The sequence below is a fragment of the Lapidilactobacillus concavus DSM 17758 genome, from assembly GCF_001435835.1.
GTDB classification, from domain to species: Bacteria; Bacillota; Bacilli; order Lactobacillales; family Lactobacillaceae; genus Lapidilactobacillus; species Lapidilactobacillus concavus.
In genome coordinates, this window is record NZ_AZFX01000045.1 from 1 (window position 1) to 23,895 (window position 23,895).

General features: G+C 43.4%; 20 protein-coding genes, 3 tRNA genes and 1 pseudogene. 7 read left to right on the forward strand and 17 right to left on the reverse strand.

Annotated elements, in window-relative coordinates:
- Positions 1-205: 205 nt before the first annotated feature.
- From FC15_RS05015 to clpP, 13 genes are all read right to left on the reverse strand, one after another.
- Positions 206-281 (reverse strand) — tRNA-Asp (locus FC15_RS05015).
- A 58-nt stretch (positions 282-339) separates the two neighbouring features.
- Positions 340-412: transfer RNA gene (locus tag FC15_RS05020), tRNA-Val, on the reverse strand.
- A gap of 12 nt (positions 413-424) precedes the next feature.
- Positions 425-496, reverse strand: a tRNA-Glu gene (locus FC15_RS05025).
- Positions 497-633: 137 nt separating this feature from the next.
- Positions 634-1,764, reverse strand: a complete 1,131-nt coding sequence (locus FC15_RS05030) for an LCP family glycopolymer transferase (RefSeq protein WP_083479109.1) — start codon at positions 1,762-1,764, stop codon at positions 634-636.
- Positions 1,765-1,990: 226 nt separating this feature from the next.
- Positions 1,991-2,464 (reverse strand): SsrA-binding protein SmpB, encoded by a 474-nt coding sequence (gene smpB, locus FC15_RS05035; protein WP_057824576.1) that lies wholly within the window; start codon positions 2,462-2,464, stop codon positions 1,991-1,993.
- 65 nt (positions 2,465-2,529) lie between these two features.
- Entirely contained in the window at positions 2,530-4,842 is a 2,313-nt protein-coding gene (gene rnr, locus FC15_RS05040; RefSeq protein WP_057824578.1) for a ribonuclease R, read from the reverse strand.
- A 196-nt stretch (positions 4,843-5,038) separates the two neighbouring features.
- Positions 5,039-5,275 carry a preprotein translocase subunit SecG gene (gene secG / locus FC15_RS05045; RefSeq protein WP_057824580.1) on the reverse strand — a complete coding sequence of 79 codons (237 nt, stop codon included), beginning with the start codon at positions 5,273-5,275 and terminating at the stop codon, positions 5,039-5,041.
- A gap of 251 nt (positions 5,276-5,526) precedes the next feature.
- The gene (gene eno / locus FC15_RS05050) at positions 5,527-6,822 is read right to left on the reverse strand and encodes a phosphopyruvate hydratase (protein WP_057824582.1); all 1,296 of its coding nucleotides are present in this window, start codon (positions 6,820-6,822) and stop codon (positions 5,527-5,529) included.
- A gap of 91 nt (positions 6,823-6,913) precedes the next feature.
- The gene (gene tpiA, locus FC15_RS05055) at positions 6,914-7,669 is read right to left on the reverse strand and encodes a triose-phosphate isomerase (protein WP_057824584.1); all 756 of its coding nucleotides are present in this window, start codon (positions 7,667-7,669) and stop codon (positions 6,914-6,916) included.
- A gap of 18 nt (positions 7,670-7,687) precedes the next feature.
- Positions 7,688-8,899, reverse strand: a complete 1,212-nt coding sequence (locus tag FC15_RS05060) for a phosphoglycerate kinase (protein ID WP_057824585.1) — start codon at positions 8,897-8,899, stop codon at positions 7,688-7,690.
- 106 nt (positions 8,900-9,005) lie between these two features.
- A complete protein-coding gene (gap, locus tag FC15_RS05065) occupies positions 9,006-10,031 on the reverse strand; it encodes a type I glyceraldehyde-3-phosphate dehydrogenase (RefSeq protein WP_057824586.1) in 1,026 nt (341 codons plus the stop codon).
- A gap of 43 nt (positions 10,032-10,074) precedes the next feature.
- A complete protein-coding gene (locus FC15_RS05070; RefSeq protein WP_057824587.1) occupies positions 10,075-11,112 on the reverse strand; it encodes a sugar-binding transcriptional regulator in 1,038 nt (345 codons plus the stop codon).
- A gap of 318 nt (positions 11,113-11,430) precedes the next feature.
- Entirely contained in the window at positions 11,431-12,036 is a 606-nt protein-coding gene (clpP, locus tag FC15_RS05075) for an ATP-dependent Clp endopeptidase proteolytic subunit ClpP (protein WP_307724957.1), read from the reverse strand.
- Positions 12,037-12,427: 391 nt separating this feature from the next.
- Here clpP and FC15_RS05080 point away from each other — a divergent pair.
- From FC15_RS05080 to FC15_RS05095, 4 genes and pseudogenes are all read left to right on the forward strand, one after another.
- A pseudogene (locus tag FC15_RS05080) lies at positions 12,428-13,549 on the forward strand (trans-sulfuration enzyme family protein).
- 3 nt (positions 13,550-13,552) lie between these two features.
- Complete coding sequence (locus tag FC15_RS05085) at positions 13,553-14,704, forward strand: trans-sulfuration enzyme family protein (RefSeq protein WP_057824591.1); 1,152 nt, start codon at positions 13,553-13,555, stop codon at positions 14,702-14,704.
- Positions 14,705-14,953: 249 nt separating this feature from the next.
- Complete coding sequence (locus FC15_RS05090; protein WP_057824593.1) at positions 14,954-15,871, forward strand: ABC transporter ATP-binding protein; 918 nt, start codon at positions 14,954-14,956, stop codon at positions 15,869-15,871.
- Positions 15,872-15,873: 2 nt separating this feature from the next.
- Positions 15,874-16,641 carry an ABC transporter permease gene (locus FC15_RS05095; RefSeq protein ID WP_057824595.1) on the forward strand — a complete coding sequence of 256 codons (768 nt, stop codon included), beginning with the start codon at positions 15,874-15,876 and terminating at the stop codon, positions 16,639-16,641.
- Between the two features lie 393 nt (positions 16,642-17,034).
- Here FC15_RS05095 and FC15_RS05100 read toward each other — a convergent pair whose 3' ends face one another.
- Positions 17,035-17,832 carry an alpha/beta fold hydrolase gene (locus FC15_RS05100; protein ID WP_057824596.1) on the reverse strand — a complete coding sequence of 266 codons (798 nt, stop codon included), beginning with the start codon at positions 17,830-17,832 and terminating at the stop codon, positions 17,035-17,037.
- Entirely contained in the window at positions 17,829-18,326 is a 498-nt protein-coding gene (locus tag FC15_RS05105) for a phosphoribosyl-dephospho-CoA transferase MdcG domain-containing protein (RefSeq protein ID WP_057824598.1), read from the reverse strand. The genes FC15_RS05100 and FC15_RS05105 overlap by 4 nt, the downstream gene beginning before the upstream one ends.
- A gap of 194 nt (positions 18,327-18,520) precedes the next feature.
- Here FC15_RS05105 and FC15_RS09150 point away from each other — a divergent pair, with 194 nt between their 5' ends.
- The 3 genes from FC15_RS09150 (at position 18,521) to FC15_RS05120 (ending at position 20,804) form a co-directional block, all read left to right on the forward strand.
- Entirely contained in the window at positions 18,521-18,694 is a 174-nt protein-coding gene (locus FC15_RS09150) for a hypothetical protein (RefSeq protein ID WP_157051244.1), read from the forward strand.
- Between the two features lie 238 nt (positions 18,695-18,932).
- Positions 18,933-19,061, forward strand: coding sequence for a hypothetical protein (locus FC15_RS05115; RefSeq protein WP_057824602.1), 129 nt, complete (start codon positions 18,933-18,935; stop codon positions 19,059-19,061).
- A 48-nt stretch (positions 19,062-19,109) separates the two neighbouring features.
- Complete coding sequence (locus FC15_RS05120) at positions 19,110-20,804, forward strand: oleate hydratase (protein ID WP_057824604.1); 1,695 nt, start codon at positions 19,110-19,112, stop codon at positions 20,802-20,804.
- Positions 20,805-21,006: 202 nt separating this feature from the next.
- Here FC15_RS05120 and FC15_RS05125 read toward each other — a convergent pair whose 3' ends face one another.
- Both FC15_RS05125 and FC15_RS05130 read right to left on the reverse strand, forming a co-directional pair.
- The gene (locus FC15_RS05125; protein WP_146979136.1) at positions 21,007-22,461 is read right to left on the reverse strand and encodes a glycoside hydrolase family 1 protein; all 1,455 of its coding nucleotides are present in this window, start codon (positions 22,459-22,461) and stop codon (positions 21,007-21,009) included.
- Between the two features lie 225 nt (positions 22,462-22,686).
- Entirely contained in the window at positions 22,687-23,844 is a 1,158-nt protein-coding gene (locus FC15_RS05130; RefSeq protein WP_162258406.1) for a GGDEF domain-containing protein, read from the reverse strand.
- Positions 23,845-23,895 lie beyond the last annotated feature (51 nt).

Below are 23,895 nucleotides of genomic sequence, written 5' to 3' on the forward strand. Positions count from 1 at the left end.
CTCTTTACAATTATATATTAGCATGAGTTGTAACCGGTTGCAAGTATTAACACTCAGACCTTTTTATAGCTATTGTAAAGGTGAACGCGGATTGCAAAACGCGGCACTGAACGATTTTCAGACTGAACTATCTCAAATAATCAATGCAAAAAAGCTATCTATCAATCGATCACACATCAATTGATAGATAGCTTTTCTAAGTTATTGGCGGTCCCAACCGGATTTGAACCGGTGATCTCCTGCGTGACAGGCAGGCGTGATAACCCCTACACCATGGGACCGAATCAACAACCAATCCTATTGACAATTCAAATCTGATTGATCGCTTGAGTAAAAAAATGGAGGTTACAGGGCTCGAACCTGTGACCCTCTGCTTGTAAGGCAGACGCTCTCCCAGCTGAGCTAAACCTCCAAAGTGGTGCCATGACCCGTACGGGATTTGAACCCATGTTACCGCCGTGAAAGGGCGGTGTCTTAACCACTTGACCAACGGGCCACTTAATAAGCAATAACTAGTATATCGAGAAAATAAGATTTGGTCAATACTTTTGTTTAAATTATTTGCTTATTTTTTTGAATTTCTACTTCATTGCTCAAAGACGATTTCATCCGGAATAAGTCTTGCATTCAAACTCAATTTGCATGGACTTCAAAATTTTGAATTGTGGTCGGATTTTTGAAATTGAAACCATTAGTCGCATTTAACTGATTCTGACGTGTCGTCTCATTATTGACTGTTTCTTTTTCAAGGCCCAGTTCAGTTCGAATCTTATCGGAAACACGTTGCAACTCGGTGGTTGCAGCAATTTGAACTGCTGCCTTGCCCCAGTACGCACCGATTCCCTGAACGTGATCACTTTCAACCGTTTTTGCGGCGCCGCGATAGCCTTTGAAAATCGCCACCATTTGGTCGAAGGTTAAATTCGTTCGTACATTATTTGAAATAGAATCAAGCAGCTTCTGGAAGTTAGCTAAAGTTCCGGTCGAAGCAGCACTCTTAATAATTGATTCAATAATGTCACGCTGACGTTCCTGGCGACCATAATCGCCACGTGGATCTGTATAACGCATCCGCGCATAATTCAGAGCCTGTTGACCATTAAGATGCATCTTGCCTTTAGTAAAGGTTGAACCACCATATGAGAAGGCAAAAGTGACATCCACGTCGACGCCTCCTACAGCGTCTACAATCTGTTGTAAGCCACCCATGTTGATGCTGACATAATTAGTCAGAGGGACGTTTAAAAGCTTAGAAACAGAGTTTAAGGCCATTTTAGGACCACCACGAAGGTTGGCCGAGTTTATTTTTTCAAAATCATAATTAGTTGTCCCAACAATTTGCCCCATGGTGTCACGTGGCACACTAGTCAGCGTCGTCCGCTTTGTCTTCGGATTAATCGTTGCGACAATAATCGTATCAGAATTTCCATTCACATCTTTGCGTCCGAAGGCGCCAGTATCAGTTCCTAATAACAAGATAGAAATTGGATCTTTTGCAACCACAACTTTGGAAACTTTAGCTTCTTTTGCCTTGTCAACAGACGAATAGGTTTTATCAATGGCGTTTCGCGTCTGCTGAAGTAAATGAACGCCGTAAGCTGCGCCAACCAGCAAGACAGCAGCCAGGACCAACAAGATAATTTTTAAAATCGGTTTCTTTTTCTTCGTTCGTTGCTTAATCGGTTTTAGCGGTTTCTGCGATCCAGGTTCCTCACCCTTAGCTTCCTGATGCTGCAAGCGATCAGTTCTTGCATGTTCAGACATAGGCGCCCCTCATTCCCCACGTGATTTCACACATTATAGCATATTATTTTTGTAAAAAATAACAACTTGAATTAAATGTTTTATTAAGAATGAAATGGTTATTCGAAATGATTGCCTTAACTGCGATTCAAACACAACGGTCGACTTCAAACATTTACGCAAAAAAGCAAGATAGCTGAGATTCGAACCTCACTATCTTGCCCTTTTAGTCATAAAGTCAATCATGCTAAAAATTATTCTTGATGACTCGACGCATTTCGCGATCTTGTTCGCGCCGCTTAATTGTTTCGCGCTTGTCATATTCATGTTTACCCGTGGCCACACCAATCAGGACCTTAGCAAATCCATGTTTCAAGTAAACTTTTAAGGGCACGATCGTAATTCCCTTATCCTTGACGACACCGCTTAGTTTGGCAAGCTCGTGTTTATGGAGCAGGAGCTTGCGTCGCCGCAACGGATCATGATTGAACTGATTACCAGCATCATACGGACTAATATGCACATTCTCCAGCCATAACTCGCCTTGACGGATCTGTGCGTAACCATCCTTCAAGTTGATTTTACCTGCACGAACCGACTTGATTTCGGTCCCTGTCAACATCATACCAGCCTCATAAGTATCCGAGATTGCATAGTCATGTCGAGCTTTACGATTAGTAGCGAGTTGATTCTTAGGTTTCTCTGGATGTTTCTTCGCCATCATGATCACCTACTTCATTTGAAAATTCGGAAAACTAGCAAATAATAATTCAAAATTTGAATGACTTAGCGTTTTCGTGACCCTTGACGCCCACTTGACTGACGTTCATACTTACCGCGTCGATTAGGTTGATGATCCTGATTCTGAGCGGGCTTTTTTGCAAATGCTGGCCGTTTCTCAGTAGGTGCGGGATCTTGACCAGCGATAATGAAATCGATCTGACCTTGATCCGGATCAGCACGCAAAACCCTGATGCGGACTTCTTGGCCGATTCGATAAACATTATGCGTCTTCGCACCTGTCAAAGTCATTTGTTTCTCGTCATAATCATAGTAATCATCACGCATATTCGAAATATGAATTAAACCTTCAACTGTGTTTTCAAGCGAAATAAACATCCCGAATTTTGTCACGGATGAAATGACACCAGGGTACTCTTGTCCAACCTTGTCCATCATGTATTGAGCTTTCTTCAAGTCATCAACGTCACGTTCGGTATCAATTGATCGGCGTTCCTGTTCAGATGTATGAACCGCAACATCAGGTAATTTTCCCGCCCATTTCTCTTTGACTTTATCGCCCATGCCCAAACTTGCATAAGTGTGGATCAAACGGTGGACCATCAAGTCAGGATAACGACGGATCGGTGACGTGAAGTGCGTGTAGTATTCCGCACCAAGGCCAAAATGACCAAGTGGGTCGACAGAATAATGAGCTTGCTTCATGCTCCGCAATAACATCGTTGTGACAACCATTTCTTCAGGCGTATCCACAACCTTTGCGAGTGCTTTTTGTAATTCAATCGGCTTAATGTCGTCTGCTTTACCATGTCCAACGATACCGAATGCAGAAACAAATTCGAAGAATGATTTGATCTTCTCGCCATCTGGTGTTTCGTGAACACGATATAAGAACGGCACGTGGCTACGATTGAAATGCTCAGCAACTGTTTCATTGGCTGCCAACATAAAGGATTCGATCATCTTTTCGGAAGTGCCGCGATCACGCAACACAATATCGATTGGCCAACCCTTTTCATCGACTTTGATTTTGGCCTCGGTCTCCTCAAAATCGATGGCGCCACGATCATGACGTCGTTTAAACAAGATGGCGTGCAATTCGGCCATATCTTCAAACATTGGCACCAATTGTTGATAGCGCTGAATTAGTTCCGGATCATGATCTTCAATAATCTTATTAACGTTATTGTAGGTCATCCGTGCCTTTGAACGAATCACACTTGGGAAAATTTCATGATTTAAAATCGTCCCATTCTGGTCAATTTCCATTTCACAGGTTAGTGTTAAACGATTCTCGCCTGGATTCAATGAGCAGATGCCGTTAGACAAGCGGAAGGGCAACATTGGGATCACCCGATCTGTCAGGTAAGTACTCGTTCCACGCTCGTACGCCTCTTTATCTAAAGGTGAACCTTCAGTGACATAATGACTCACATCAGCAATGTGCACGCCTAAATAGAAATTGCCGTTTGGCAGCCGCGTTAATCCAACGGCGTCATCAAAGTCTTTCGAGTCATCGCCATCAATTGTCACAACAACTTGATCCGTCAAATCCTTGCGGTTCACCCAATCATTAGGTTGAAGCTCATCTGGGATTTCTTGCGATTGAAGTTTAGCATCATCTGGGAATTCAGTTCTAACGCCATGTGAATAAACAAGAGACATGATGTCTACGCCTGGGTCGTTTTTATTCCCTAACGTCGTGATTGCTAGTCCAAGCATTCGAGTTGGGAACGCATCGCTTGGATATTCAGTGACTTCAACCTGGACCATATCACCCATCTGGGGATGAATCCCGGTATCTTTAATATAGACCGGATAGTTAGCAAGCTTCTTGTCATGACTACGAACATAGCCAATTAATCCCGTCTTAGCGACTTGCGTATCACTATATGGCTGGAACTCACCAACCAACTTGGTCATGCCGTGTTCAATGATCTCGATAACTTCGCCTTCGGGTCCCTTGCCATTCCAAGGATTAGCCTTTTTGACAATACGCACACGCACGCGATCACCTTGTAACGCATGTGCAGTGCTCTGCTTAGGCACAAAAACATCCGGAATTTCTTCCTTACTAGTCTCATCGGCTTCAACTCGAACGAAACCAAAGCCCTTATCATTGGCGGCAAACTTCCCAATCACTTCTTCAGAAGTCGGTGTTAACTTGAAACGACCGCCTTCATTGACCGTAATTGAGCCTTCACCCTCTAAAGTGGCTAGAATCTTGACCAACCGTTTAAAAGCGGTCGCACCTTTTAATTTCAAAATATCATTAATATCCTGGACGCCATATTTACGTTCAGGGTTTTGACGAAAGATTTCTAATACTTCTGCTGTTAAATAATCTTGCTCTGCCATTTATTGCCTCACTATTTCTATTATTATTTGTCATTCGACTGCCATTAAAGTTGATTTATTGATCATCGTTAAACATCATTGCAAAATTTTGAATGATCAGACTTCATCATTCCGATTTGGCAACGATGCTTAACATCTAAAGACGCCATCCACTATAAAAAAAGCCCCTGCGATTGCAGGAGCGCATTTCCAAGTGTTAATGTGATGATAAATAAACCAAGATAATCGCCAACACAAAGAAAATAACGCCCAAAACCGCAGTTACTTTCTCCATGACTGCTTCAAAGCCACGTTTCTTCGTCTGACCGAATAATTCACCGCCACCACCAGAAAGGGCGTTCAAAGCATCTTGTTGTTTAGTAGGTTGCATCATAACCGCGATAATAATAACAACCGAGTCAATGATGAGTAACGTTTGAATAATATCGTACAATGACTTGACCTCCGAAAACGTAACTACGAAATTCTTACTCATAAAACAATATCATAGTTTTCACTTTTTTTCCAGTATTGTGTTAAAATCTGTTCAATTTTCCGGTAAAACTAGTCTCCTTTTTTGATGGTCGTAGCTTTCCCTGCGACCATCAAAAAGAGCCACAAAAAGGTAACCCTTTTTTGTGGCTCTTAATATAGAACGTAGAATTGAAACAGTCATAATTGCCTAAGCAACTAGGCTTATTTCAATTATTTACCTAAGTTGTAGAAGCTGTGAACACCTTTGTATTTAGCAGCATCGCCAAGTTGGTCTTCGATCCGCATTAATTGATTGTATTTAGCAATACGATCTGTACGGCTCATTGAACCTGTCTTGATTTGGCCAGCGTTCGTTGCAACAACTAAGTCAGCAATGGTTGTATCTTCTGTTTCACCAGAACGATGTGAAACGATAGCTGTATAACCAGCTTCTTTAGCCATTTCAATAGCTTCAAAAGTTTCTGTCAAAGTACCAATTTGGTTAACTTTGATTAAGATTGAGTTTGCAGCGCCCATCTTGATCCCTTTTTCAAGGTATTGTGTGTTGGTAACGAAGAAGTCATCACCAACAAGTTGAACTTTCTTGCCGAGTGCTTTAGTAATCTCAGCCCAGTCTTCCCAGTTGTTCTCATCGATAGGATCTTCGATCGAGATGATTGGGTACTTGTCAGCTAAGTCTTCAAGATACTTAACGAAGTCAGGTGTGCTGAATTCTTCACCAGTTGACCAACGTAACTTGTAAGTCTTGTCTTCTTCATTCCATAATTCAGAAGCAGCAACGTCGATGGCAATAGCGATATCTTCACCAGGTTTGTAGCCAGCTTTTTCAATCGCATTGATCAAGTATTGTAAAGGCTCTTCGTTGTTAGCAAAGTCAGGTGCAAAACCACCTTCGTCACCAACTGAAGTTGCTTTACCATCAGCAGATAATAAGCTCTTCAAAGCTTGGAAAGTTTCTGAACCCATACGAACAGCTTCGTGAACTGATTTTGCACCAACAGGCATGATCATGAATTCTTGGAAGTCAACTTTGTTGTCAGAGTGTGCACCACCATTGATAACGTTCATCATTGGTGTTGGTAAAACGTGGGCATTTGGGCCGCCAAGATATTCGTACAATGGTTGGCCTAATTCGTCAGCAGCAGCGCGTGCAGCAGCCAAAGAAACACCAAGAATTGCATTAGCGCCTAATTTACCTTTGTTAGGTGTACCATCTAAGTCGATCATCGCTTGGTCAATGGCACGTTGGTCAGTAACGTCCATGCCAACAACTTCTTTAGCAAGCTTGTCGTTCACGTTAGCAACAGCTTTTAAAACGCCTTTGCCACCGAAACGGCTCTTGTCGCCATCACGTAATTCAACAGCTTCGTGTTCACCAGTAGAAGCACCTGATGGAACGATAGCACGGCCAAAGCCACCTAATTCAGTATAAACTTCAACTTCAACAGTTGGGTTACCGCGTGAATCTAAAACTTCGCGGCCTAAAACATCAGTAATAACAGACATGTTTTTTGCTCCTTTTTAACTTTTTACCGATTAACTCGGCATACAATTTTATTTTACCAAACAACCAGACAAAATAACAAAGAAATTGCGATTAATCTTGGTAATTAACTAAGGCTAAGAATGATTCTGGATCAAGACTGGCACCACCGACTAAACCGCCGTCGATATCAGGCTTTGCCATTAATTCTTTAACATTAGCAGGTTTAACTGAACCACCGTATTGAATGCGAACATTCTCTGCAGTTTGTTCATTGTAGAGGCCTTTAACTGTCTCACGGATAACTTGGCAAACTTCTTGTGCTTGTTCACTTGAAGCAGTCTTGCCAGTACCGATTGCCCAGATTGGCTCATAAGCAATCACCAAGCTAGAAACTTGATCAGCACTTAAGCCTTCGAGAGCAGCCTTAACTTGGCCAGAAACCCAGTTATTTGTTTCGCCAGCTTCACGTTGTTCGAGCGTCTCACCACAGCAGATGATTGGTGTGATGCCGTTGTTGAACAATGCTTTAGCTTTTTTGTTAATGTCTTCGTCTGTTTCATGGAAATATTGACGACGTTCGGAATGACCGATAATCGTGTAATCAATACCCATTTCTTTCAAAACTTTAGGACTTGTTTCGCCAGTGAATGCACCTGCATCTTCGAAGTAGGCATTCTCAGCAGAAGTCTTCAAGTTTGAACCCTTTGCGCTAGCAAGTAATGCTGACAAGTCAACGGCTGGAGCAGCGATAACAGCTTCAACTTTGTCACTTGCAGGTAATTGATCTTTGACTGCATTAACGAATGCAGTGGTCTCTTCAGGGTTCTGGTTCATTTTCCAGTTACCAGCAATAATTGGTGTTCTCAAAATTAATTCACCTCAAAATTATTTTTCGGAAATAGCAGCGATACCAGGTAATTCCTTACCTTCAAGATACTCAAGTGATGCGCCACCACCAGTAGAAATATGGCTGATCTTGTCAGCAATTCCTAATTGGATTGCAGCAGCAGCTGAGTCGCCACCACCGATAATTGTTGAAGCATCTTTCAAATCGCCAAGTGCACGGCCGACTTCGAGTGTTCCTTCAGCATAGTTGCTCATTTCAAATGCACCCATTGGACCATTCCAAACAACTGTCTTAGCATCTTTAAGGATGTCTTTGAACAAAGTGATGGTCTTAGGACCGATATCCAAGCCCATTTCACCGTCAGGAATATCAACGCCGACAACTTCATGCTTAGCATCATTTGAAAATTCTGCAGCAGCAACATTATCAACAGGTAAAACTAATTTGTCGCCAGCTTTTGCAAGCAGGTCTTTAGCTAATTCAACTTTATCAGCTTCAAACAATGACTTACCAATCTTGTGGCCTTGTGCAGCTAAGAAAGTATAAGCCATCCCACCACCGATTAAGATGTGGTCTGATTTAGGAATCAAGTTTTCGATAACACCAATCTTGTCAGAAACCTTTGCGCCACCAAGAATTGTCACGAAAGGATGTACAGGATTATCAACGGCATTGCCTAAGTACTTGATTTCTTTTTCCATCAAGTAGCCAGCAGCTGCTGGTTTGTTAGCAGCTTTCATAGCTGTTGCGATACCCACGTTTGACGCATGGGCACGGTGAGCTGTACCAAAGGCATCGTTAACATAAACGTCGCCCAATGAAGCCCAGTATTCGCCTAATTTAGGATCGTTCTTGCTTTCGCGTTTGCCGAAATCATTGTCGATATCTTGGAAACGAGTGTTTTCCATTAAGATAACGTCGCCATCATTCATATCATTGATAGCTGATTCTAATTCAGCACCTTCGTTAGTTGGCACGAATTTAACTTCTTTGCCAAGTAATTCAGATAAGCGAGCAGCAACGGGACGTAAGCTCAAGGCTTTCTTATCTTCGTCGCTCTTAATACGGCCTAAATGAGAAAGTAAAATGGCTTTACCACCATTTTCAACTACATATTTGATGGTTGGTAAGGCAGCAACGATACGGTTATCATTGCCGATCACACCATCTTTGATAGGAACATTAAAGTCAACACGGATCAAGACTTTTTTATTCTTAACATCAACATCAGAAACGATTAATTTTGCCATTGATGGACAACCTCCAAGACTATTTTTCAAAAATAAAAGGCGAAAGGAGTCGACCTCCCTCCGCCTTAAAATCAGCATATTAGATTTGTTGTGCTGAAAGTTTTAATTAAAGAGTTGCAAATTTGAGTAAAGTACGAACCATTTGGCAAGTGAAGCCGTATTCGTTGTCATACCAAGCAACAGCCTTAACTAATTGGTGATCCCCAGCAGTTGTAACTTCTGTTTGTGTTGGGTCAAAGATTGAGCCGTAAGTAGTGCCAATGATGTCACTAGATACAACACTGTCTTCGTTGTAACCAAATGAAGGGTTGTCAATCGTGTATTTCTTGATTGCAGCATTAACTTCATCAGCATCTTTAACTTTTTTGCTTAAGATAGATACTAATTCAGTAACTGAACCATCAGGAACACCGACACGTTGTGCATGACCTTGTAACTTGCCTTTCAATTCTGGTAATACCAAGCCAATAGCTTTAGCAGCACCAGTTGAGTGAGGAATTGTGTTGATTGCAGCAGCACGTGCAGCACGAACATTACCTTTACGCTCGGGGCCGTCAAGTAACATTTGTGTTGAAGTGTAAGCATGGATAGTTGTCATTGTACCAACTTCGATACCAAACTCATTTTGTAATGCTTGTGCAAATGGAGCAAGTGAGTTAGTTGTGCAAGAGCCAGCTGAAACGATTGTGTCTTCAGCAGTCAAAGTGTCATCATTTACAGAGTAAACGATTGTCTTAAGGTCGCTACCAGCAGGAGCGGAGATCAAGACACGCTTTGCACCAGCATCCAAGTGAGCTTGTGCTTTTGCTTTTGAAGTGTAGAAACCAGTACATTCAAGTACGAAGTCAACACCGTCATTCTTAACCCAAGGAATATTTTGTGCTTGTGGTTCTGCATATACATGATATGATTTACCATTAACGACGATTGAATCTTCAGTTGCGCTGACTTCGGCATCCAAAGTACCATGAGTTGAATCATATTTAAGCAAGTGAGCAAGCATAGCAGGTGAAGTTAAATCGTTAATTGCAACGACTTCGATTTCACTTGATTTTGCACCAAGTTCCAAAATACGACGGAATGCCAAACGTCCAATACGTCCGAAACCGTTAATACCAATCTTTACAGTCATACAAAATTTCCTCCTTCAGGAAATAAAAATTTAAAAATTTTCTTTAAAAGGTTGCCCCTTTTAAAAGCGAGTTAGCAGCAGCCTCATCCGTGATAAACCATGTCTGATGAGGTGCATTATGCATGTATGCGCGAATGGCTTTAGCTTTCTTAGCACCAGCCGCAACGGCAAATACATACGGTATATCGTTAAGATCCCGGATCTGTAATCCAACCCGTGGTATCTTGTAAACCACTTGACCAGTTTCATCGAAGAAATAACCGAAAGCTTCCGCAACAGCTTGCTTAGCTTTTAAGGCTTCGATGACATCGGCGGGCATTTGTCGCCGACTGGCCATGGTCATTGCATCACCAATGCTGTGAATCACCACATTGGCGTGCGCGATTAAATCCAAAACAGGTTTAATCGAGGGTTCCTTGAGTAGCGGTTCATAGGTGCGCTCACTGACATTCTCGGGAACATACAAACTACGATGCTCACCACCAGTGTTCTGCGCCATCTGAGAACAAATCGCGTTGGCCTGAATATCAACCAACTCACCAATGCCCCCACGAGCCGGAACAAACAACAACTGACGTTCACGTGACAGTAAAGGTGTTAGTTCTTTAGCAACAGCCGCCATCGTCGTGCCACCCATCGCCGCAACAACATTGCGACCATCTGGCAATAACATCGAAAGCGTGTTGTTCAAGAGTTGCCCTAAGCGTCTAAGCACTGGTGGTTGTTGATCACTGTCCCCGGAAACGATAAGGACATGATCAATACCAAGGATGCTTGCCAGCTGCTTCTCTTTCTTGGGAAACCCAAGTAGATCAGACATCAAACCGTCAAGTTTCACGAGAATTTCATGACCAGCCTCAGTTAACACCATACCCGATTTCGACGATAATATCAATCCCGAAGACTTTAGGAAGTCGGTCTCTGTCCGCAAAACACGTTCACTTAAATCAAGCTCTAGCGAGAGTGTGCGGCGACCAACTGGCTCCATCCACTGAATCCGTTGCAAAATCAAGTAGCGCTGTCTGATCGTATTCAGAAAATCTGGGGCGATCATTTCAATCCACGCCAAATCATTTTGCATAACTCACAGACCCTTCCGTGGGACAAATATTGTCCATCGGTGTCATTTTAAGACCCATCTTGTCAAAAAATAAAAGAGATCACACTGACGTGGACACCCCTTATCAAGAACATATTTATTATAACAACCCCGATTTAAGTTTGCAAGAACTTGCCTCGTTTTTTTCACAAATTAGCGAGTCACTTTTTTGAGCAACGTCCATAACGTGATTCTATTGCGGTTTAACTCGATAAAAAAGCCGTCGATCTGACCATCGACGGCTTCAATAACTGTCCCTATAAGCAGCATACACAAAGTGAGCATACTACCTCTAAAACGTTATTTATCTTGCATGTTAACCATGATTTTGTCGATCAAGCCATAGTTCTTAGCTTCTTCGGCACTCATGTAATTATCACGTTCAGTATCTTTTTGAATAGTTTCAATAGACTGACCCGTTGCATCTGCTAAGATCTTATTCATCTTTTTGCGTGTCTTCAAGATTTCTTCGGCAGCAATTTCAATTTCTGTCGCCTGACCTTGAGCGCCACCCAACGGTTGATGAATCAACACGGTTGAATTGGGTAAGGCAAACCGTTTGCCCTTCGTCCCTGTTGCTAAGAGGACACTAGCCATTGAAGCAGCCATACCGATAGCAATCGTCTGAACATCTGACTTGATAAAGTTCATCGTATCCATGATTGCTAATCCAGAAGTGATCACACCACCGGGTGAATTAATATAGATAGAAATATCTTTATTGGAATCTTGAGCATCTAAAAAGAGTAATTGTGCAATGATCGAGTTAGCCGTTTGGTCGTTGATTTCGCCAGACAACATAATGATCCGATCTTTCAGCAAACGAGAATAAATATCATAGGCACGTTCGCCGCGGGATGTTTGTTCAATAACTGTTGGCACTAACATGGTATTGCCTCCTTGAATTTCATTTCTTAAGAACTAATTAGCACTCTCAATGCTACTTTGCTAATTTACCACAATAGTCAAACTAGGTCAAACATTCGATCTCTTCCAACCCAGTCGTGGTCAAGCATGATTATTATAATTTTTATAGGTGCTAAATACAATTGAAAGGCTGCAAAATTGATCATCACTTAAAGGAAAGTCATTGTGATTAGATTTTGTCAGAAGATGACTTGACCGAAGAAATTAATAGCTTATCGTAAATTTATCAGATTAAAGTATGATGAGATGTACCGATAACTGATAATCTAAGGTTCACTGACGATTATCTTGGCGTAATGTCAACCAAAATTAAGAAAAGCAGTTATTCATCTCATGAACTACCCATATTTATTTTAAGAAGGTAAAAGGCATGACTAAAATTTCAACACAATTAATTCAAGGCGCTAACGGAAGCGACGATGAAAAAACTGGAGCTGTTTCTGCACCACTTTACTTTTCGACGACGTTTCGGCATCCTGGTCTCGGCCAGTCAACGGGCTACGACTATTCACGATTAGCGACGCCGACACGTGAGCTTTTAGAATCGCAACTCGCCCAGAGTGAGCAAGGTCAACAAGCGTTCGCAGTAAGTTCAGGAATGAGTGCGATCGATCTTGTCTTCTCGAGATTTCTGAAGACTGGGGATCACTTCATTGCCAGTGATGACCTGTATGGCGGCACCTTTCGCTATTTCGACACGCAAAAAGCGCATCACCAGATCGATTACACAACTTGGAATGGCCAAAGTTGCGAACAATTTATTGACTTGATTCAATCAAATACCAAGTTGATTTGGTTAGAGACTCCCTCCAACCCGACGATGAAAATCATCGACATTCAAAAAGTAGCCACTGTAATCCACCAACAGCATCCTGAAATCTTGATTGCGGTTGATAATACCTTTTTAACACCAATTTATTAGCAGCCATTAACTGAAGGTGCTGATATCGTCGTTCATTCTGCCACTAAATATCTTGGGGGCCACAACGACATTTTAGCCGGCGCAGTCGTTGTCAAAACAGCCGAACTTGGTGAACAACTAGCCACGCAACTTGTTACGGCCGGTCAGACACTCGATCCATTTGATGCTTGGTTGCTTTTGCGCTCACTCAAAACACTGAGCGTTCGCATGCATGCACATGCCGCAAATGCTCAGTTTCTTGCCGAACAACTGGCACAACTTGATGGCATCGATCGTGTTCTCTACGCCGGCGTTGGTGGTATGATCAGCTTCTATCTGAACGACCAATACGATGTCAACACCTTTCTCCAAGGATTGCGTGTCTGTTCGTTCGCAGAGAGTCTTGGTGGTGTTGAAAGCCTCGTGACTGTTCCCGATGTTCAAACCCATCACGACATGCCGATTACTAATCGACGCGCGCTTGGCATCACCCCCAACCTAATTCGCTTGTCTGTCGGCTTGGAAGATCAAGACAATCTCCTTGAAGACTTGCAACAAGCCATTGCCCATGCAAAGAAAAGTGAGGATTAACCCATGAACGATTGGACCAAAATTATTAAAGTCACGACAGTAAAAGATAAAGAAAGCGGCGCAATCAACACCCCAATCCATCTCAGCTCAACCTTTCAACAGGATGACTTCGATCATTTCGGTGAATTCGATTATGCTCGCAGTGGCAACCCCACACGCAAAGTTGGTGAAAATGCCGTCGCCCAATTAGAAAACGGTCAATATGGTTATCTTTTCAGTACAGGTATGGCTGCTATTTCTTCTGTACTCGAAACGTTCAGTCAAGGCGATCATCTAATCGTCTCAAAGTTTGTTTATGGTGGGACGTTTCGTATTCTGACTGAAGTTCTTAATCGATTCGGCATTAGCCACACCTTCGTCGATCTACGCGACCTGAAGCAAGTCGAGGCTGCCATTCAGACAAATACCAAGGCAATCTACATCGAAACACCTTCCAATCCTGTGATGAATGTGACTGACATTCCCGCAATGGTCAAAATCGCGAAGGCACACCATCTGATCACAATCGCTGACAACACTTTTATGTCGCCGGTGCTGCAAAAGCCATTAGATCTTGGTGTTGATATCGTCGTTCACTCGGCGACCAAGTTTTTGTCCGGCCATTCTGACATCATCGCCGGTGCTGCAATCACCAATAACCCTGAACTTGCTGATAAAATTTACTTCATCCAAAACGCTGTCGGCGCCACGCTTGGTGTCACAGATACTTGGTTATTATTGAGAGGAATCAAAACTTTAGGCATCCGTATGGCGCAATCTTCTACTGCAGCTTTAAAAATTGCTAAATGGTTACAACAGCAGCCTGAGGTGACCAGAGTTTGCTATCCAGGTCTTGAAAGCGATCCTGGTTATCGGATCCAAATGAGACAGGCACGAAACGGTGGTGCCGTCTTAAGTTTTGATGTTGGCAGTGAAGATAACGCACGCATTCTGGCGGAAAATGTTCAGATCCCTGAATTTTCCGTCTCACTAGGTGGGGTCGAGTCGATTCTTTCCTACCCACCAAAAATGAGCCACGCGGAATTGAGCCCAGCCGAACAAGCAGATTGTGGCATCACCCCTGGCTTGCTGCGCTTTTCCGTCGGCATCGAGGATCCAGACGATTTGATTACCGATCTCAAACAAGCATTTGAAAAGATGACACCAGCCAAATAAGGCATACTTGTCGAATTGTAAGGGTTTGATTGATCATCAAAACGAAGACCTCTCAAAAGTTGATCTCGAATTCTTTCGGATCGGCTTTTTTATTGATGTCCATTTTGTCCACAGCACATGTCCCATCCATTGACTTATCTCAGTCGTTTGACTGATTTCGAGCGGTGGCATCGTCGCGTTATGATTGACACCAGAGTGTTTGAATGGCATCATTAGCCAATCAGACGACTGAAAAAGTGGAGGAAAACTATGAGCAACCTATTAAGTGTCCAACAATTGGACATTGCCTTTGGGAAACATCAGGTCTTGCATCAGGTCAGTTTTGACGTTGCTGCAGGCCATATTGTCGCACTAGTTGGTCCGAATGGTGCAGGCAAAAGTACGATTATGAAAGCCGTTCTAGGACTGATTTCGATTGATCATGGGCATTTGACAATTGATTCGCATCCAGTTTCAATGACGAGCCACGAAGCGTTAAAACAAGTGGGTGCACTGATCGAGTATCCGGGGATCTATCCATTTCTCACTGGGCGCCAGCATCTCGAATTGTTCGCTGATAAAGAGAACCGCGAGGCCAATATTGAGCAGGTGATCAAAGCTTTACATATGACTGACTACATCGATCATAAGGCAAAGTTGTATTCCCTAGGGATGAAACAGAAGTTGGGGATTGCCCAAGCCCTAGTCGACCGGCCTAAACTGGTTATCCTCGACGAACCTATGAACGGTCTCGATCCAGAAGCAGTTAAGCAGCTTCGTGATTACATTCGTCAGCTTGCCAGTGAAGGTACCAGTTTCCTGATTTCCAGCCACATCCTCAGTGAACTTGAAAAATTGGCAGATGATGTCCTATTTCTGGATCAAGGCCACATCATTCGACAAACGAGCATGGCCGAATTGGTCACTTCTGGTGGCACATCGTATCACATCACCACTGCAGATGACGCTGATGCCAAGAGCCGCCTAATTGCCTTAGGATTACCAGTGCTCACTGACGACACTGATCCTGAAAAGATCATCTTACTTCAAAAAACCCCACAGACCTTAAATCAAGCGTTGCATACCCTATTGACAGCGAACATCGAAATTGTTGACATCGTCAAGGTGCAACACGATCTAGAAGAGTCCTTCTTGGATATGGTTAATCATCAACAGGAGGTCAAATAATCATGGGAACACTAATTAAACAAGAAATTTACAAATTGACGCATAAAAAGGGAACTTGGTTCGCCATCGGTCTAATGATCTTAGTTCAAGTTGCTTTTGCACTGATGCAACATTCAAATCCAAAATTGTATGGGCTTGAGTCTTTAGTTAATAACGACTATCTCGGCGGTGGGATCTATCTTTTCATTATGATTGCTAGTGCAGCCAGCATCATCGCAATGGAATTTCAATACGGCACGATCAAGCAACTTTTATACCGCCAATATTACCGTAGTCAAATTTTCATCAGCAAATTAATCGTACTCTTCATGCAGCTCGTGGTATTACAGGTGATTGCCTCGCTTGTGAGCTTCATGTTGACGGCAATCTTCTCGCCTAACTTCGATTGGATGCAAAAGGTCGGCAGCAATACCTTCCTACATCAATATCTAGTGGGTATCTTAGGCAATGGTTTAGTGAACTGCTTATTGCTGAGTGTTGTAATCTTGATTGCCACGTTGTTAAAAACAAATGCAGCGGCGATCACCTCCGGCTTCATCGGCTACTTTGTTTCGATGGCAGCTTCAGGAATCATTCTGGTGCTAATCAATAAGTGGCACTGGCTCCGTTTCAATCCCTTCACGATGTTAATGACCAGTTCACAGCTCTTGACACCTTCAATGAGCAAGGTCACCCTGATGAGTACGCCATTAATGGTCAGTTTGACGATTGGTTACGCGGTTCTGTTCACCGTGATCGCTTACCTTAGCTTCCGGAAACGCCACGTCTAAAAAAGCCAAATCAAAAAAGTTCAACGCTTTCCAGCTTCTGATGCAGTGAAGTCCCAATATTAGACCAGAAATCTAACATTTGTGGGTTGCTCACGCCTCAGCTGGTAACGCTGAACTTTTTATTTTGGCAAATTCTCAATTTTAACGGTTCCCAGATTGAATAATCATTCGAGTCACCGTGATTATCTCGTGAGGTGTCGATTATTTTTTACGCTGACACAAACTCCGACACGCACACTGTTGATCATCCAAAATGTGGCACTGACATTGCCCGTGATAGCCCGCGCAACGACAACCTTCATGGCAAGTCATACCTGCGTGACAACTTGGATTTTCTGCTTGCATTCGATCAACCATCCATTTCTCAAACCTTTAGTGACTAAGAGACAAACGCTAACGCACTTTCATTAAGAAATGTCTTAGCGTTTGGTTGAAGCGCTCAGGGACTTCCGCCATGATGTCATGGCCGCAATCCGCAATCAAGACCTGGCTGGCCGCTGAATTCTGCGCTGCGACCCAGGCACCATACCCCGGACGATAATACGGACTTTGTTTGGCAGAAACAAATAAGACTGGTTGCTGCTCATGACACGCCGTCGTGCGCCAATCGGCTTGGAAATGATTCTTTAACAAGGGTAAGCCCAATTCACGTGAAAATGGCGCATTCGTCTGAGCGACGCTAAATGGTCGAAAAATTTGATTCACAAACCCGTGTAATGTTTCGCGAACTTTAGGTTTTTGAGCATACGTCGTCAACCAATTTTCCGAATTAACGCCTATAAAACCATAGGGCCAGTCTGGCGTGCTGATCATCTTTGGTGGCTGGTCCACAAAAACAATCGCCTTCACATGAACTTCTGGATGACGATGGCGCATGTTCCAGATCACGCCGCAACCCATGGAATGACCAACCAGAATCGGCGGTCGATCGAAATCGAGTGTTTCGATCAACCCTTTCAGATCATCACCCAAATCATCGAGTGTCTGTGCATATTGGCCGGCTGATTCACCTTGACCACGAAAATCATAACGAATCACTCGATACGGTAATTGTGCCAGCATCTCTAATTGTCCAGTCCAAATTTCCTTATAACTCCCGAAACCATTCACAAATATCAGGGGCTGATCTGTCAGCTGACCCTGCTGGACGACAGCGAGCCTTTGTCCGTTTGCGAGTTTGAGCAGTTTCATTTTGTCTCATCCATTTCTACACTTAATTGCCAAGGATCCCGACATAAGATGGGGCCTTGTGCCGTTTTAACTAAAATTTCTGACGTCGTCGCCAAGGCATATTCTTCGAGTGAAAATCCATATTGACCGAAAACAACTTGAATATCCGCATGCGCTCCCGCAATCTGATGCAACCGCTCAATCAAAACGCGTGCTGCGAAGCGAGTGATTGGGATTTCGGGCAAGGCCATGATGATATCGACACCGCTATCTTCTCTAGCCATCTCGATACCCGTCACGAGCTGGTATTCTAAGGAACCACCAACCCCCCATTGATAATCTTTTAGGAGGGGCTGAATGGTCACTAGCGTTTGAAAGGATTTTAACTGACGTCTCTTCGCAGAGAGTTGTGATAACTGCGTCAATGCTTGTTGAGGCGTGACTGCTAGTTCACAATTCGACGGCGCGATCCAAGTGCCGAAACGTTGGTTCTTTTGAAAACCTCGAATGCCCACGGGAATTCGATCCGATTATTCACCCCGTCGAACGATGACGTACGGCGTTAATTGTAACATTTTTTGCGTCCACAGTGGTTATCGGCTTGATCTCTGCACTGGCACTGTATCAAATCGAACGGCGCCTACCTTTCACTAATTTCGTTCATAAATTCGCAGGATTTGCGTACATAGCATATCTTTCGAATGTCTTCTTGGCACAACTATTGTGGTTGTCATTTGGTAAAACTTTGATGCAACACTCAACCTTGTGGGGCATCATCCTCATCTACGTCCTGACCTGGTGTCTCGCCTTTGCCTCAGCATTTGGATTGCATGCCATCTGGTCACGCGTCAAACCACATCTGACTTTCGGCAAAACTGCCTAATTCGATTATTTCAACTTTAAACTCGAGCATGCGAATTCGCATGCTTTTTTCGTCCACCCAAATTCAGGCATTCTCCGGGAAAATTTCACTTTCAATCCGCTCAATTTAAGCTTCTAATTATCGGCTTAGACACCTTGATATGAGTGTCAATTTTTTTGACAATCAATTGGAATTGTCCATTGGATTTTTTGTTAACCGTTTTAAGATGGAGTTGTTCAAAGAAAAGGAGTGACAAAGGATGAAGAAGCATATTTTCCGCCTGAGTTTAACGATTGGAGCTGTCGTTTTAGGTGTTGCCTACGTTGCCAAAAAGACTGGCTTTTTTGAAGATGATCGTCACTTATACGACGAGTTTGAGTCACGTTAATTTTTTAAGCGTTTGCATTGATTCTGTATTAAGAATGGAGAATGTCTTATGAGAAAGAATAAAGCCATTATGATTGGTGCCGGGCTGTCTAACATGGCGGCCGCTGTTTACCTGATCCAGGAAGGCAAGTGGCAAGGCAATCAGATTACTTTTTATTCACTAGATGACCATGGTGCGAATGATGGCGCACCAACCCACGACGTTACCGATGACTATTGGAACAAGAACCATCCGCTCGAGAACACTAAGGGTTATGTCGCTCGTGGTGGTCGTATGCTTAATTACCGGACTTATGTTGACCTGATGGACTTACTGAATCGCATTCCTTCTGCCACAGAGCCAGAAATGACGGCGGCCGAAGATACGCGTGACTTTGATGCCAAGCACCGCACGTTCGACAAAGCTCGTTTACTGCAAGGCGGCCAAGGAATTATCGACGGTGGTCATCTTGGGTTTAACAACCAGGACCGCCTTCTCTTGACGAAATTAATCGCGATGCCTGATTCCGAAGAAGAAAAATTAGACAACGTTTCAATTGCTGACTATTTCAAAGATGATCCACACTTCTTCGGTACTAATTTCTGGTATATGTGGGAAACAACCTTCGCCTTTCGTCTTCAGAGTTCAGCTCAAGAATTACGTCGCTATATGCACCAAATGATTTATGAATTCACACAGATCGAGCACTTAGTCGGGGTCAATCGGACTAGATATAATCAGTTTGAAAGCATCATGTTGCCACTGATCAATTATTTAAAAGATCAAGGTGTGAAAATCGTGCTCAACCGGCGCGTCATCGATTGGGACTTCAAAGACACCACCATGCAAGACGAAATCACCGTGACTGGCTTAGAAATGATCAACACCACGACGAACGAGAAAGAACACGTCGCAGTTGATGATGATACAGCAGTTATCTTTACGAATGGGTCAATTACCGACTCGGCCACATTAGGTGATTTTGATCATCCTGCAGCTGAGAACATGGATTACGGTGCAGCTTCCAGCCTCTGGAAAAAAGCCAGTGAGCGTTTCTACAACCTCGGCAATCCGGACAAATTCTTTGCCGACCGCGACGCCAGCGAATGGGTCAGTTTTACACTGACGACAAAAGATCACCTCTTGCTAAATGAGATTACTCGAATCACGACACAAGTTCCGGGGAACGCCCTCAATTCCTTCCTCTCGACGTCGCCGATTACATTGCTCGGACAAAAGGATGTCAATATGTCGATTGTCGTTCATCACCAACCTCATTTTACCTCACAAAAGCCAAATGAAACTGTCATCTGGGGCTACTTCCTTTATCCACGCCGCCACGGTGAATTCGTGGATAAGCCCTATATCAAGATGACGGGTAAAGAAATGGTTGAAGAACTGATCGGCCAATTGTCGAAGGTGGATCCCGGTCCTGGTAACATTCGCGATAAATCAAAGCAAATCATGGCTAGTGTCATCAACAATATCCCTGTTTATATGCCATACGCATCTGCGCTATTTAACAATCGTGCCAAAACAGATCGACCAAAAGTTATTCCAGAACATGCAACAAACCTCGCCTTCACCGGTGAATTTGTTGAACAGCCATACCAGATGATTTTCACCGAACAAAGTGCCGTTCGTTCCGGTGAGATTGCCGCCTATCACTTTGCAGGTATCCCAATGTCCCATCTCGTTAAAACACCTCGTTACGACAAAGATTTGAAGACATTGGCACGAGCTGCGAAGAAAATGTTTGATTAATTAAAGACGATGCGTCGATTTGGATTGGATCATTATTCACCAAATTCAAAACCCTTCGCTGTTTAAACCTTACCGAAACTCCCCCCCTGCTAATCAATTTCGGTAGTCATGTAAAAAGGAGTGCCAACATTTTTCGATGTTGACACTCCTTTTGTCTGAGTTCAAAACGCTTTTAAGTAATCATTAGACTGGGATGCAGACACTAATAGGCTACATCATTATCCAATTCCGCACCATTCGTTGCAATCACGCGTTGGTACCAATTGAAAGATTTCTTCTTTGAACGTGCCATGGTGCCATGACCTTGGTCATCTTGATCGACGTAGATGAAACCATAGCGCTTCGACATTTCACCCGTCGAAGCACTCACAAGATCAATGCAACCCCATGGCGTATAGCCCATCACAGGCACACCGTCTTGAATCGCCTCACCAATCGCCTGGATATGCGACTTAAGATAATTGATTCGATAATCATCGAAGATGCGGCCATCGGTTTCAACCTGATCTTTAGCACCGAGTCCATTTTCGACAATGAATAGTGGCACACGATAACGGCCGTACAATTCGTTCAAGGCAATTCTGAGACCGGTTGGGTCAATCTGCCAACCCCATTCGCTGGATTCAAGATAAGGATTCTTAGTGCCGCCAAGGAGATTACCTTGAGCTTGTTCATGATTCTTCTCGGTGACTTCCGTCGTGGTCGACATGTAGTAACTGAACGAAATAAAATCGACGTGATATTGCTTAATCAACGCTAATTCTTCATCGGTGATGGACAAGTCGCTCCACTGGACACCTTTGCTTGCCATGTAGCGATTCGTGTAGGCAGGATACTCACCACGCACTTGAACATCTGCACAATAGAAGTTGAAGTCTTGGTTATACGCCAAGTTTGCCATTTGATTGACGGGGTTTGCGTTATACGCATAGCTCGTAGAATAGATAATCATATTACCAACTTTGATTGCCGGGTCAAATTCATGAGCAATTTTGACCGCTTGGGCACTGGCAACGAATTGATTATGCCAGGCTTGGAATAAATTCTTAGGATCATCCGCGCCGGTCAAATGCGTCAAACCTTGACTGAGTACCGGAAGATGAGCAGCCGAATTAATTTCGTTAAAGGTAAGGAACAACTTGACGCGATCCCCATAACGCCCAATGATCGTTTCGGTAAAGCGGCGGAAAAACTCAATCAACTTTTTATTTTTCCAGCCACCATAATGTTTCGCCAAATATAATGGCATTTCATAATGATGCAAGGTGATCAGCGGTTGAATCTGATGACGCAAGCATTCGTCAATCACATGGTCGTAGAAGCGCAGTCCCTCTTCGTTCGGTTCTGTTTCGTCACCTTGTGGGAAAATACGACTCCATGAAATCGAGAAACGATAAACTTTGAAGCCCATCTCAGCAAACAATGCGATGTCTTCTTTATAATGATGATAGAAGTCGATTCCCTTATGATTCGGATAGACATATTTTTGCGTGTCAATCGTCCAATCGAAATCTGGCGAAGAAACCACCGCCATCCGTTGCTTACCACCAGGCAAAGCGTCGTCGATCGATGGACCACGACCACCTTCTAAATAACCACCTTCGAGTTGGTTGGCCGCCGTGGCGCCACCCCAGAGAAAATCCTTCGGAAAAACCATCTTTGTTTGCAAATTCAGAGACCTCCTTGATTTAATCATGATGAAAGCTGTTTCTAAACTCAATTATACCATTCGTGAGGTAGACGTGTAACAGCGAAATCAATGGTTTAATGGATTGGGTCAGCCTTGCAAGCAACCACCATCAGACGCAGTCACTCTCCCAGCCGACAAAAAAACGCCATCGATGAGGTTTAACAATCATCAATGACGCGATTAAATCAAGTTTTAGTTCGTTTCATCGGTCGTAATTAAATTACAGCCGCGGCCTTTCGACAAGTAAAGCATCCGGTCGGCCCGTTCAAATAAGTGATTCGAACAACCGTCTGATTCTCTTAACTTAGCAATACCAATCGACGCCGTGAACGTGATCATCTGGCCGTGATAATTCACTTCGAGTGCCGCAATCCGTTCCGCCAAATCTTGGGCAACGACTTGCGCCTCTTCGACGTTTTTGCCAGCCATTAATAAGCTGAACTCCTCGCCACCTGTTCGGTAACACTCGGCATCCTCCATCTCATCTGTAATCGACTTTAGCGTCGCACCGACGACCGTTAAGACATCATTGCCCGCGAGGTGTCCATAAGTATCGTTGATGCTTTTGAAACGATCGATATCCATTTCGATCATGGTGAAATCCACATCGGTCTGCTTGGCACGATCGAAAATCACCGGAAATTCTTTATGAAACATGTTGTAATTCTTGAGCTTGGTCAAAGCATCCGTTGTGGCTTGCAAGGTCACACTAATCAATTGCTGGTTATCTGCGAATAAAATCGAGAGTCCGAAGTACAAAACGGTCTCCATAATCAAGAAGCTGACGATATTGAACCACATTTCGCGAACGGTGACGCGACCGATGCCGACAATGTCGTAATAGTGCATGACAATCCACATTATCGTCGTTAAGCCCTGTGCGGCCGGAATAATCCAAACCGGCTGCGATTCTCGTTTTCGAATTAAGAAAATTGAAAACTCGAGGATCAACAACAAGACAATCAGGAACGCCGCGTGATAAAGTGTGAGGACTGTGAACCGATAGAAAACCAAATGTGCTAAAATATCGATCAACACAATTTCAAAACTCGAATGGAAGCCTAAGAACACGACGATAAAAATAAGGAGTAGTAATCGAAAATTCATAAACCCGGCGTAGTTATGGACCATCGCCGATTTATATTCAAAAAGTATCGCTAATACAGAAAAATAAATCACACTGAGTAACTTCAATCGACCGACGAAAAAGTCGACTTTGCTGACGTTTTGCGTATGACGCGTCGTATAATTCAAGACCAAACGTACTAACAACTGAAAGAAAAGGATAATACCCAGCGAGAAGAAAACTCCTGTGAACAGCGGTTTCACCAACCAATATTGTTCTGTCAAAATCATCATTCCTCTTGTTAAATCTAAGTATGACACGCATTTACCCACCAC